The sequence below is a fragment of the Achromobacter sp. genome, assembly GCF_057314935.1.
The window spans coordinates 1-11,894 of record NZ_DBHKZA010000102.1; the positions used below are offsets into that span (position 1 = coordinate 1).

The window sequence follows — 11,894 nt, forward strand, 5'->3', positions numbered from 1 at the left end:
GAAATAGGGGGCTGTTCTGGAACACTGTTTTCCGACAGGGGGATATCAGCAACTGGAGGGCGGCGGGGTCTTTTCCACCGCCAGTCCGAAGGCGGGGCGCAGGCGCACGCCCAGCGCGCTGCCGGCGAACGCGGCCGGCAGCCACAGCCAGGCGTGCAGGCTGCCCGACAGGATGCCGCTGAAGTACGCGCCGATGTTGCAGCCGAAGGCCAGGCGGGCGCCGTAGCCCAGCAACAGGCCGCCGATGACGGCGCCAGCCAGCGAACGGGCCGGCACCTTCCAGACGGGGGCGAACTTGCCGGCGGCGCTGGCGGCGGCAAGCGCGCCCAGCATCAGGCCGATGTCCATGACGGTCGTGACGTCCTGGCGCAGGGGCGCGGCCAACGCGGGCTGCTTGCTCCAGTAGGTCCAGGTCGCCACGTCTCCCGCAACGGCGTTCCAGGCCTTGGCGCCCCACAGCGCGAACGCCGAGGTGATGCCCCACGGCCGGCCGGCCAGCGCCAGCGTCGCGAAGTTCAACGCCACCAGCGCCACGCCGCCCCAGATCAGCGGCCACGGGCCTTGCAACAGCGAGACCGGCCGCGCGGTGCGGGAGGCGAATGAGATCACATGGCCGTGGCGGCGCTTCTCGAGCGCGGTGGCGCCCCAGGCGATCAGCGCGAACACTGCCAGGTTGGCGATGAGCGCAGGCGCCAGGCCCCAGGTCTTGATGAGCGAGGTGGGCGCCAGCGCCGGCAGGGTGGACCACCAGCCGAAATTGGCGGTGGCGATCACCGAGCCCACGATGAAGAACAACAAGGTGACCAGCATGCGGGTGTTGCCGCCACCGACTGCGAACAGCGTGCCCGACGCGCAGCCGCCGCCCAGTTGCATGCCGATGCCGAACAGGAACGCGCCCAGCACGACCGACACGCCCGGCGGCGACACCAGCCCGGTGACGGGCTGGCCGAAGAGCGAGCCCGACGCCAGGAAGGGGAAGAACAGCAGTACGCCCACGCCCAGCATGAACATCTGCGCGCGCAGGCCCGCGCCGCGGCGGTCGGAGACGAAGACGCGCCAGGCTTGGGTGAAGCCGAATGAGGCGTGATAGAGCGTGACGCCCAGCAGCGCGCCGACCACCCACAGCGCGCCTTGGCGCCAACTGACGGTCTGGTTCAGATACAGCGCGCCGGCCAGCACCAGCAGCAGCGCGATCCAGAGCGGCGCGCGGTTGATCTGGATGGGCGGCAAGGCCGAGGGCAAAGGCAGGGTAGAGGCGTTGGAGCTCATGGGGCGTCCCGGTGGGATCTGAATCGTCAATGCAAACGGGCGCGTGAAGGGCGCCCGTCGGAATAGCTGAAGTGTAAGGCCGGGCCTTAACGCCTTCAAACTATTGATTCATGCTTCATTAATAACTGTTGGTTATATGCAGCGATGCCGCCTGTGGCCTGGCCTTGGCAGCCGCCAGGCCCGGGGCAGGATGCATCGGCGGAGGCAAGCCGCATGCGGAACCGTCAGGAGACAGGGTGCGCGTTGATCCAGGCGACCAGCAGGCTGACGGTCAGCACTGACGCCACGGTCGAGACGAGGATGGCGCGCGACGTCACGCGAGCATCTCGGCCATACATCTTGGCCAGCATGAAGGGGCCGGTGCCGATGGGCAGCGCGCTCATCAGCACGGCCGTCCAGGCCCAGAGCGGGGGCATGGAAAAAACGTAGAAGGCCAGCACCGCCGTGACGGCGGGCTGCAGCAGCAGCTTGCCCGTCACCAGGCGCAGCACGCCGGGACCCGCCGTTGCGGTCTCCGTCTGCGCCAGGAACAAGCCGATCGTGACCAGCGCGCACGGGCTGGCCGATGCGCCCAGCAGCGACACGTAGCGGTCCACGCCTTCCGGCAGCGCCACACCGGTCGATGCCCAGGCCAGGCCCAGCACCGGCGCGGCCAGCAGTGGGTTGCGCATCAGCGCGCGTCCGACTTTGAGCAAGGTGGCGGCCACGTCAGGCGTTTGCTGGCGGTCGAATTCGATCATCGCGATGGCGAAGCCGAACAGGACGCTGGCGGTCAGAAGCGTGGTGAAGGCGGCGGGCGCCAGGCTTTCGGCGCCGAACAGCGCCAGGCACAGGGGGATGCCCATGTAGCCGGCGTTGGCGTAGGACGCGGCCAGGCCTTCGATGCTGCGGTCGGTCAACGCGCGCCGGCCGCCGCGCCCCGGCAGGAACGACACCAGGAAAGTAATGGCGATGCCGCCCGCGAACGCGCCGACAAAGCCCCAGTGCGCCATGTGCGCAAGATCCACCTGCGTCATCGCGCGAAACAGCAGGGCAGGCAAGGACAGGTAGACCACATAGCGGTTCAGCGCGTCGGTGGCGCCGGGCCCTAGCAGCTTGAGCCGGGCGGCCAGCCAGCCAGTCAGGATCAGCGCAAAGACGGGCAGGGCGGCGGTAACGACGGCATTCATGGTCGACGGTGTGGCGGGCCAGGGGCGCGGGAAGGCGCCTATTCTACTTGCGGCGCCCGCGCGCTGCGGGTGACCAGCAGGATGCCGACGGCCGCCAGCGCCATGCCGGGCCAGGCCAGCATCGGAATGGGCTCGCCCAGTGCCATCAGGGCGAAGACCGCCGTGCAGGGCGGCACGAGGAAGAACAGCGCCGACACGCGCGAGGCCTCGCCGTGCCGGATCATCGTCAGCAGCAAGGTGATGGCAACCAGCGAATTGCCCACGACCAGATAGGCCAGCGCTGCCAGCAGCGGACCGGTCCATTCGATGCGCATCGGTTCCAGCCAGAAGGCCAGCGGCGCCGATACGGCCAGCCCGACGGCGTATTGCACCAGGTTGGACGTGACGGGGTGTGTTTGCGCGCCATAGCGCTTTTCATAGAGGGTGCCGCCCGTGATGCAAAGCAGCGCGCCCACGGCGAACAGGAGGCCCAGCGGCGCCAGCACGTCGATGGACGCTTTGGCAACGATGACGAGCGCGGCGCCCGCGACCCCCAGCCCCAGGCCGGCCCAGCGTCGGGCATCCACGCGTTCGTGCGCGATCAGCGGCGCCAGCAGCCCGATCAGGATCGGCTGCAGCGAGGCGATCAGCGCCATGCCGCCCGCCGACATGCCGAGCTTCAGCGAGAGATAGGTGCAACAGAAGTAGCCGGCCTGCAATAGCAGCCCGACCATTGCCAGATGGCCCCAGGCGCTGGCGTCCGGCGGCAGCGGCGGGCGCAGGACCAGCATGAAAGGAAGCAGGATGAGCACGACGCAGACGTACCGCAGGGCCAGGAACGTCATCGGGTCGGCGTAGGCCAGCCCGATTTTGAGCACGACGAAGCCACTGGACCACAACACCAGGAAAAGCGCGGGTGCGGCTTTCAGCCAAGCCGGGGGGGCGGAGGGCGTCATGTCGTGCCTAGGCAACGTGGGCAAGCCGCGATCGTACCCCTTTTCGCCCGGATGTCATCCCTGCGAGAATGCGGCGTAGGATATTTATTATTGACAAGCTGCACGCGAGGGAATGGAGATGTCGACCAACAAGCAATCAACGGTGCGTATCGCGTTGGGTACGTGGGACCGGCTGCGCGAAGATGCGTATTCGGTTCGCTACGAGGTGTTCGTCGTCGAACAAAGGGTGCCCCCTGAGGTCGAGCTGGATGACGATGACGCCGTGTCGGTGCATGCCGTGGCCTACGGGCCTGACGGCACGCCGATGGGCACGGGCCGATTGCTGCCCGACGGCCATATCGGCCGGATGGCCGTGCATAAGAAGGCGCGCGGCATGGGGGTAGGCGGCCAACTGCTGGATGCGCTGATCGGGCAAGGCCATGGCGACGGCCATCGCATGCTGGTGCTGCACGCGCAGACCCATGCCGCCGGGTTCTACGAGGCGCACGGCTTTACCGTGGAAGGCGAGGAATTCGTCGAAGCCGGGATCCCGCACGTGGTGATGACGCGCGTGCTGAAGTAGCGCCGCACGGCCTTCGGCGCAGCCGGGGCCGAAAAGAAAAAACCCCGGTCGTTTTCACGAACGGGGTTTTTCTTGGCGCATCACGACAGGTACCTCGTGATGTAATAATTGGTGCCCAGGAGAGGACTCGAACCTCCACACCTTGCGGCACACGGACCTGAACCGTGCGCGTCTACCAATTCCGCCACCTGGGCGCTGGTGCTTCACTTGTTGCGTCGCTTTCGCTTCGTTTCTTGTTCAGCAGCAGAGGAACGAGATTATGCATACTTTTTTTGAGGTGTGCAAGTAATGGCGACTATTTTTCATCTTTTTTGCATTTTTTCGAGCGGCCCGCTTTCGATATAGTGTCGCCCCATGTCCCGTACCCTTTGCACGCGTTGCCTGCGTCCCGAATCGCACTGCCTGTGCGCGCTTATTCCTTCCTTGTCATGCCGCACGCGCGTCGTGGTCTTGCAGCATCCCAGCGAGGCGCGCCATGCGCTGAACACGGCCAGGCTGGCCGTCCTGGGGCTGGCGGGCGCGCGGCGCGTCGTGGGTGAATATTTTTCGCCTGCCGATTGGGCGGAGCCCGGGTACGCGCCCCGTCTGCTGTTTCCCGGTCCGGCGGCCGACATCTTGCATCCGGGGTATGGGCAGGATCTGGACGAGCCGATCCAATTGATCGTGCCGGACGGAACCTGGGGGCACGCGCGCAAGCTGCTGCACATCAATCCCGAACTCGCGGCGCTGCCGCGCGTGATGTTGCCGGCGGGGTTGACGACGCGCTACCGGGTGCGCCATGCCGATATTCCGGGCGCCTTGTCCACGATCGAAGCCGTGACGCATGCCTTGAATGCGCTGGAGGCGCCGATGAATGCCGACGCGTTGCTGCGGCCTTTCGAGGCCTTGATCGACGGTCAGATCGAGGGCATGGGCGAAGACCTTTATGCGCGCCATCATCTGCAGCGCAAGGTGCCGTGGCGCTGATGCCGGCGTCGGGGCGCGTCGAGCCGAATCATGGCGGGGCGCCCGGATGCGCGCGGGAGGTAATGGGCTGAGGGAGGGGGTAAAGAGGGGCGGGAGTAATTAAGAGGGGCGGGAGTAATAAGTGCGGCCAAAGCAAAAGCCCCGAATATCTTCCGATTTTCGGGGCTTTCAGCCTTGCTATCAAAACCAGCCTGATGCTGATTCGACTTATATGCGGGTGGTGCCCAGGAGAGGACTCGAACCTCCACACCTTGCGGCACACGGACCTGAACCGTGCGCGTCTACCAATTCCGCCACCTGGGCACTGGGAAATACTTGCGTACTTCACGTCTTGCTATTTTTACTGCTTCTTATCAAGCCAGCCCGAAAGCTGATTCGATTTAAATTCCGTGGTGCCCAGGAGAGGACTCGAACCTCCACACCTTGCGGCACACGGACCTGAACCGTGCGCGTCTACCAATTCCGCCACCTGGGCACTGAAAGATACTGTCAGAACTATGTGATACGCTGCCGCTCTAGTTGCTTTGTTTTTATTAAGGCCTGTACGTTGTTTCCAGCGTACTTACTTAACTAAAACATGCGTCCCGAGCGCAGTTGGTTTTACAATGGGTCTTTCGACCCCTCTGACCATTTCTGCTTCAGTGTTCAGCCTTGGGCGAACCACAGAAGCTGCGCATTATATACGGAAATTTCAGCTTTGGCAAAACGATCGAATAACGAATCGAAAAACAACAGATCAACACCCTTGCCCGAAGCGCCGCCGGACTTCGATCCCGATGTCCCGTCCCGTGAAGCCATTCTGACCGCGCTGCGTGCCGCGGGTTCGCCGTTGTCTCCGGTGGAATTGGCCGAACGCATGGGCGTAGAGCGTGCCGCGACGATGGTCGGGTTCGAGCGCCGGCTTGGCGCCATGGAACGCGACGGGCAACTGATGCCCAACCGCAAGGGCGTGTTGCTGCTGGCGACCAAGTTGGACTTCGTCGCCGGCAAGGTGCTGGGCCACCGCGACGGCTTCGGCTTTCTGCTGCGTGATGACGGTGGCCCGGACCTGTTCCTGTCGCCGCGCGAAATGCTCAAGGTGCTGCATGGCGACCGCGTGCTGGTCAAGCCGTCGGGCGAATACCGCGGCAAGCCGGAAGGCACCATCGTCGAAGTCATCGAACGCCGCACCAACAAGCTGGTGGGCCGTTTCCTGCATGAGCACGGCCTGTCCATCGTCGTGCCCGAAGACCAGCGCATCAAGCACGACATCCTGATTCCGCCCAGCGATACCAACGGCGCCCAGCACGGGCAGGTGGTCGCGGTCGAGATCATGGAGCAGCCCACGCGCCATACGCAGCCGCTGGGTCGCGTGGCCGAGGTGCTGGGCGAAATCGATGACCCCGGCATGGAAATCGAGATCGCGGTACGCAAGTTCGACGTGCCCGTCGAATTCTCGGAAGCCGCCCGCAAGCAGGCCGCGCGCCTGCCCGACGTGGTGCGCAAGAGCGACCTGAAAGACCGCGTGGACCTGCGCGATGTGCCGTTGATCACCATCGACGGCGAAGACGCGCGCGACTTCGACGACGCCGTCTATTGCGAACCCGTCGAGCTGGGCACGGGCCAACGCAAGCGCCCGGGCTGGCGCTTGCTGGTGGCCATTGCCGACGTCAGCCACTATGTGCGTCCGGGCGACGCCTTGGACGATGACGCGATCGAACGCGGCACCAGCGTCTACTTCCCGCGCCGCGTCATTCCGATGCTGCCCGAGACGCTGTCCAATGGCTTGTGTTCGCTGAATCCCGATGTGGACCGCCTCGTGCTGGTCTGCGACATGGTGATTCCCGCCACCGGCGCCAAGGCCGGCACTGTCACGGCCTACCAGTTCTACAACGCGGTGATGCATTCGCATGCCCGCACCACGTATACGAACATCTGGGCGGCATTGCAGCAGCCCGGCGGCCCGGCCGCCGCGGCGATGCGTGCCGTCATGCCGCAGGTCCAGCACCTGTACGAGCTGTTCCAGTTGCTGGTGCAGGGGCGCAAGAAGCGCGGCGCCATCGATTTCGACACGGTCGAGACCAAGATCGTCTGCAACGAACTGGGCCGCATCGAACAGATCGTCCCGTCGGTGCGCAACGACGCCCACAAGCTGATCGAAGAATGCATGCTGGCTGCGAATACGTGCGCGGCCGACTTCATGACGCGCAGCAAGCATCCGGGCCTGTATCGCATCCACGAAGGCCCTACGCCGGAACGCCTGCAGTCGCTGCGCGAATTCCTGCGCACGATGGGCTTGTCGATGGGCGGGGGCGAAACGCCCACGGCCAAGGATTACGGCGATTTCCTGGATACCGTGCGCGGCCGTCCCGATTACCAGCTGCTGCAGACCATGTGCCTGCGTTCCATGCAGCAGGCCGTCTACAGCCCGGACAACATGGGCCACTTCGGCCTGTCGTACCCCGGCTACAGCCACTTCACGTCGCCCATCCGCCGCTATCCCGACCTGCTGACGCACCGGGTGATCAAGGCCTTGCTGGCCGGGCAGCGCTACGTGCCCAGCCTGGACGACCAGGCGGTCGTCATCGGCCGCACGCAAAAGGAACACGAGCACGCCATCTGGGAAAAGATGGGCCTGGTGCTGTCGGCCAGCGAGCGCCGCGCCGATGAGGCATCGCGCGACGTCGAGGCCTGGCTCAAGTGCTGGTTCGTCAAGGAGCGCGTGGGCGAAGACTTCAGCGGCACCGTCACCGGTGTGGCCAGCTTCGGCATCTTCGTCACGCTGGATACGCTGCACGTCGAAGGCCTGGTGCACGTCTCCGAGCTGGGCGGCGAGTACTTCCAGTTCAATGACGCCTTGCACGAATTGCGCGGCGAGCGCACCGGCATGCGGTATCGCCTGACCGACAAGGTGCAGGTGCAGGTGGCGCGCGTCGACCTGGAAGCGCGCCGCATCGAATTCCGTCTGGTGCAGGGCACGAGTTTCGACGCGCTGCGCAAGGCGGCGGCCCGCGGGCCGGAAGAGCCGATGCGCCGCGTGAAGAAGGCGGCGGCGCCCAAGCCGGCCGCCTTGAAGGGACAGACCGCCAAAGAGCGGCGCGCCGACGCCAAGAAAGCGGGCAAGCCGCCCAGGGCGGCCAAACGCGCCGCGCCGGCCAAGAAGGCGACGCACAAACGGCACTGATCTGCCCTGGATGCGCCCGGTTATGGCCAGCTCGTCTTTGGACGGGGCGGCCATACGGCGCAGCCATAAGGGGTAACATTGCGCTGATGGCCGGTCTCGTCCGGTGGCCCGCCCCCTTTGGGGCGGGTATTCGTTTATCTAAAGGTATTGCATTTATGGCGTCGACCCAAGTTCTGGCCGGGTTTCACGCGGTTGTCGCGCGGCTGCGCCACGCGCCCGAGTCGATCAAGGAAATCTATGTAGAGGCGTCGCGCCGCGACAAGCGGATGCAGACGTTCATCGAGCAGGCCGAGAAGGCGGGCTGCCGCCTGCATCCGGTGCCGATGGAGCGCCTGGACGGCTTGTCGCGCGGCACCCGCCATCAAGGCGTGGTGGCCCTGGCCGACGAGCGCCAACTGGCGGTGGACGTGGACGAGGTGCTCGACGTGATCGAGGGCCCCCCGCTGCTGCTGATCCTGGACGGTGTGACTGATCCCCACAACCTGGGCGCCTGCCTGCGCACCGCGGATGCCGCCGGCGTGCACGCCGTGATCGCGCCGCGCGACCGGGCCGTGGGCTTGAACGCCACGGTGCAGCGCGTGGCCTGCGGCGCCGCCGACACCGTGCCGTACGTGATGGTCACCAATCTGGCGCGCACGATGCGCAGCCTGAAGGACCGCGGCGTCTGGCTGGTCGGCACCGACGACCAGGCGACCGACAGCATGCACCAGATCGATGCGCGCCAGCCGATGGCGTGGGTCATGGGAGCGGAAGGCGAGGGCATGCGCCGCCTGACGCGGGAAACCTGCGACCAGCTGGTGAACATCCCCATGCTGGGTTCGGTGGAAAGCCTGAACGTCAGCGTGGCCAGCGCCGTTTGCCTGTACGAGACCGTGCGCCAGCGCCAATCCTGATTTGATCGACCCGACTTATTCGTAGCTCTTCCTTTACGCGTCCGCCCATCATGCACCAGAACGGCTTTACCACCACGATCCTCCATTCCGACCGCCAACAATCCGTCGAGCACGGAGCGGTGCACAAGCCCATGCATCCGTCGTCGGAATTCGCCTATGACGATGCCCGTGAGCTGGCTGCGGTGTTCCAGGGCAAGGCGGGCTTCACGTACGCGCGCCAGGGCACGCCGACCACCACGGCGCTGGAAGCCAAGATCAACCACATGGAAGGCGGCAAGGGCACGGTCAGCTTCGCCACGGGGATGGCCGCGCTGTCGGCCATCTTCACGACGCTGCTGCGCCGGGGCGACCACCTGGTGTCCAGCCAGTTCGTGTTCGGCAACACCAACAGTCTGCTGGGCACGCTGCTTGAGTTGGGCGTGGAGATCACCTTCGTGGATGCGACGGACTCGGCCCAGGTGCGCGCCGCGATCCAGCCCAACACGCGCATGGTCTTCACCGAGACGATCGCCAACCCGGGCACGCAGATCGCAGACCTGGCCGTCATTGGCGAGATCTGCCGCGAGAAGCACCTGGTCTACGTCGTGGACAACACACTGACCTCGCCGTGGATGTTCCGCCCCTCGACGGTGGGCGCGTCGCTGGTCATGAATTCGCTGTCGAAGTACATCGGCGGCCATGGCAATGCGCTGGGCGGCTCGGTGACCGATACCGGCCTGTACGACTGGTCTGATTACTCCAACATCTATGACGCGTACCGCAAGGGCCCGTCCACCGGCTGGGGCCTGACCCAGATCAAGAAGAAGGGCTTGCGCGACATGGGCGGCACACTGGCCGCCGAGCCTGCGCACCGGATCGCGGTGGGCGCGGAGACGCTGGCGCTGCGCATGGCCAAGCACTGCGCCAATGCGCTGGCGCTGGCGCGTTTCCTGCAAGAGCATCCTGGGGTGGCCAAGGTGCACTATCCGGGTCTGGCTGGCCATCCGCAGCATGCGCGGGCGACGGCGCTGTTCGGCGCGCGCTTTGGCGGGCTGCTGGGTGTCGAACTGGCCGACGGCGTGGATTGCTTCGATTTCCTGAACCGCCTGCGCATCGTGCTGATGGCCACGCACCTGGGCGACACGCGCAGCCTGGCGCTGCCTGCCGCCCACACCATCTATTACGAGATGGGCGCCGAGCGCCGCAAGCAGATGGGCATCGCCGACAGCCTTATCCGCGTATCGGTGGGGATCGAGGACGAGGCCGATTTGCTGTTTGATTTCGATCAGGCGCTGACTGGCTGCCTGAAGGGATAATGCGGCAAGCGTAAGCCGGGCGCGAGGTCGCGCCGGCTTTGCCATCGGGACGGTTCTCATGCTTATACAGATCGCAGAAGTTTTCACGCCGCAAGAGGCGGAGGATATCCGGGGCAAGCTGGACGCCGCCGATTGGGTGGACGGCAAGGTCACGGCGGGCTACCAGTCGGCCGAGGTCAAGCGCAACCGCCAGTTGCCCGAACAGCACCCGCTTGCACAAGAGCTTGGCAACCTGATCCTGCAACGGCTGGCGGCGAACAATCTGTTCATGTCTGCCGCATTGCCGCGCAAGATCTTTCCGCCGCTCTTCAACCGTTACGAAGGCGGCGAAGCCTTCGGCTATCACGTGGACAACGCGGTGCGCGGCATCGCCGGCACGGCCGAGCGCGTGCGCACCGACCTGTCCGCCACGCTGTTCTTCTCTGAGCCCGACTCCTACGACGGCGGCGAGCTCGTCATCGACGACACCTACGGGCCACGGGCGGTGAAGCTGCCGGCGGGGCACATGGTGCTGTACCCGGGCACGAGCCTGCACAAGGTAAACCCGGTCACGCGCGGGGCGCGCGTGAGCTCGTTCTTCTGGATGCAGAGCCTGGTGCGCGAAGACAGCCAGCGCGCCTTGCTGCTGGACATGGACGTGGCCATACAGCGTCTGAACCAGGATGCCGCGGGGCATCCTTCCATCGTGCAGCTGACGGGCATTTATCACAATTTGCTGCGTCGTTGGGTCGATGTTTGATTCAGGCTTGAAACGATATCCGGACGGTGTCGCGCAAACACCGAAATGCGCGTTTTTGTATATTGCGAAATCAGCTAAAAGCTAGTATTGGCGCGGGTTGTGGTGAGGTTTTCGCTTGACAGCCGCGCCCCGCCAAGGCCTAATACATGTCTGCGTCGCTGACGGTTTGACGGCCTCAAAGCCATCAAAACCTAAGCGGCGCAGCAGTTTAAAAGTTGTGCTTTGCAGCGCAAGAAAAAAGTTTATCCACTGTCTGTTCGTCGTTTGTCGGGCCATGCGTTGGTTTGTGGCGTCCCATCATGACAGCCATGAACCGCACGGCCTCGCCAGACTCAATACCTTGTGAGGGGTACACCTGAATGAACAAAACCGAACTCATCGATCACATCGCCAGCAAGGCCGATATTTCCAAGGCTGCCGCCGGTCGTTCGCTCGACGCCTTGATCGGTGCCGTCAAGACCACCCTGAAGAAGGGCGGTACGGTCACGCTGGTTGGCTTTGGCACGTTTGCCGTGTCGGCTCGCGCAGCTCGCACCGGCCGTAATCCGCGTACCGGCGAAACCATCAAGATCAAGAAGGCCAAGGTGCCGAAGTTCCGTCCGGGCAAGGCCCTGAAGGACGCCGTCAACTAAGGACGGCATGGCGGTCGCCGCGCATTGGCGCGACGCGATTTGCCGACAACTACGCGGTCCGGTATACTCCGGCCCGCGTATTGCTTTTGAGTACCCCGAGTTGGCAGTTGCCTGGCACGAATCATCACATTGATGGCTGGTGGCAAGCAGCGATAAGCAGTCAGGATCGGGTGCTTAGCTCAGTTGGTAGAGCGGCGCCCTTACAAGGCGTAGGTCACAGGTTCGACCCCTGTAGCACCCACCAAAAGCCCACGCAGGCGGTTCGGATCCC

The 11,894-nt window shown here is 64.8% G+C and carries 10 protein-coding genes and 4 tRNA genes; 8 read left to right on the forward strand and 6 right to left on the reverse strand.

Annotation, left to right across the window (positions count from 1 at the left end; translation table 11 throughout):
• Window positions 1–45: 45 nt before the first annotated feature.
• The 3 genes from ACO6D5_RS26390 to ACO6D5_RS26400 all read right to left on the reverse strand — a co-directional run bounded on the left by ACO6D5_RS26390 (window position 46) and on the right by ACO6D5_RS26400 (window position 3,373).
• Window positions 46–1,269 carry a YeeE/YedE family protein gene (locus ACO6D5_RS26390; protein ID WP_485827020.1) on the reverse strand — a complete coding sequence of 408 codons (1,224 nt, stop codon included), beginning with the start codon at window positions 1,267–1,269 and terminating at the stop codon, window positions 46–48.
• Between the two features lie 224 nt (window positions 1,270–1,493).
• Window positions 1,494–2,438: an AEC family transporter gene (locus ACO6D5_RS26395; protein WP_485827021.1), complete on the reverse strand. Its 945-nt coding sequence runs from the start codon at window positions 2,436–2,438 to the stop codon at window positions 1,494–1,496.
• A gap of 38 nt (window positions 2,439–2,476) precedes the next feature.
• A complete protein-coding gene (locus ACO6D5_RS26400; protein ID WP_485827022.1) occupies window positions 2,477–3,373 on the reverse strand; it encodes a DMT family transporter in 897 nt (298 codons plus the stop codon).
• A 112-nt stretch (window positions 3,374–3,485) separates the two neighbouring features.
• Here ACO6D5_RS26400 and ACO6D5_RS26405 point away from each other — a divergent pair, with 112 nt between their 5' ends.
• Window positions 3,486–3,935: a GNAT family N-acetyltransferase gene (locus ACO6D5_RS26405; protein WP_485827023.1), complete on the forward strand. Its 450-nt coding sequence runs from the start codon at window positions 3,486–3,488 to the stop codon at window positions 3,933–3,935.
• Window positions 3,936–4,044: 109 nt separating this feature from the next.
• Here the strand turns inward: ACO6D5_RS26405 and ACO6D5_RS26410 are convergent.
• Window positions 4,045–4,129: transfer RNA gene (locus tag ACO6D5_RS26410), tRNA-Leu, on the reverse strand.
• A 160-nt stretch (window positions 4,130–4,289) separates the two neighbouring features.
• Between ACO6D5_RS26410 and ACO6D5_RS26415 the strand changes: the two genes are divergently transcribed.
• Window positions 4,290–4,901, forward strand: a complete 612-nt coding sequence (locus ACO6D5_RS26415) for a tRNA-uridine aminocarboxypropyltransferase (protein ID WP_485827024.1) — start codon at window positions 4,290–4,292, stop codon at window positions 4,899–4,901.
• Between the two features lie 218 nt (window positions 4,902–5,119).
• Here ACO6D5_RS26415 and ACO6D5_RS26420 read toward each other — a convergent pair.
• Window positions 5,120–5,204 (reverse strand) — tRNA-Leu (locus ACO6D5_RS26420).
• An 87-nt stretch (window positions 5,205–5,291) separates the two neighbouring features.
• Window positions 5,292–5,376, reverse strand: a tRNA-Leu gene (locus ACO6D5_RS26425).
• Window positions 5,377–5,598: 222 nt separating this feature from the next.
• Here ACO6D5_RS26425 and rnr point away from each other — a divergent pair.
• The 6 genes from rnr (at window position 5,599) to ACO6D5_RS26455 (ending at window position 11,867) form a co-directional block, all read left to right on the forward strand.
• Entirely contained in the window at window positions 5,599–8,064 is a 2,466-nt protein-coding gene (gene rnr, locus ACO6D5_RS26430) for a ribonuclease R (protein ID WP_035213170.1), read from the forward strand.
• 155 nt (window positions 8,065–8,219) lie between these two features.
• Complete coding sequence (rlmB, locus tag ACO6D5_RS26435; RefSeq protein ID WP_315846695.1) at window positions 8,220–8,957, forward strand: 23S rRNA (guanosine(2251)-2'-O)-methyltransferase RlmB; 738 nt, start codon at window positions 8,220–8,222, stop codon at window positions 8,955–8,957.
• Between the two features lie 50 nt (window positions 8,958–9,007).
• Window positions 9,008–10,252 carry a cystathionine gamma-synthase family protein gene (locus ACO6D5_RS26440; protein ID WP_485827025.1) on the forward strand — a complete coding sequence of 415 codons (1,245 nt, stop codon included), beginning with the start codon at window positions 9,008–9,010 and terminating at the stop codon, window positions 10,250–10,252.
• A 58-nt stretch (window positions 10,253–10,310) separates the two neighbouring features.
• Window positions 10,311–10,991, forward strand: coding sequence for a Fe2+-dependent dioxygenase (locus tag ACO6D5_RS26445; protein WP_485827026.1), 681 nt, complete (start codon window positions 10,311–10,313; stop codon window positions 10,989–10,991).
• A 359-nt stretch (window positions 10,992–11,350) separates the two neighbouring features.
• The gene (locus tag ACO6D5_RS26450) at window positions 11,351–11,623 is read left to right on the forward strand and encodes an HU family DNA-binding protein (protein WP_003812968.1); all 273 of its coding nucleotides are present in this window, start codon (window positions 11,351–11,353) and stop codon (window positions 11,621–11,623) included.
• 168 nt (window positions 11,624–11,791) lie between these two features.
• Window positions 11,792–11,867 (forward strand) — tRNA-Val (locus ACO6D5_RS26455).
• Window positions 11,868–11,894 lie beyond the last annotated feature (27 nt).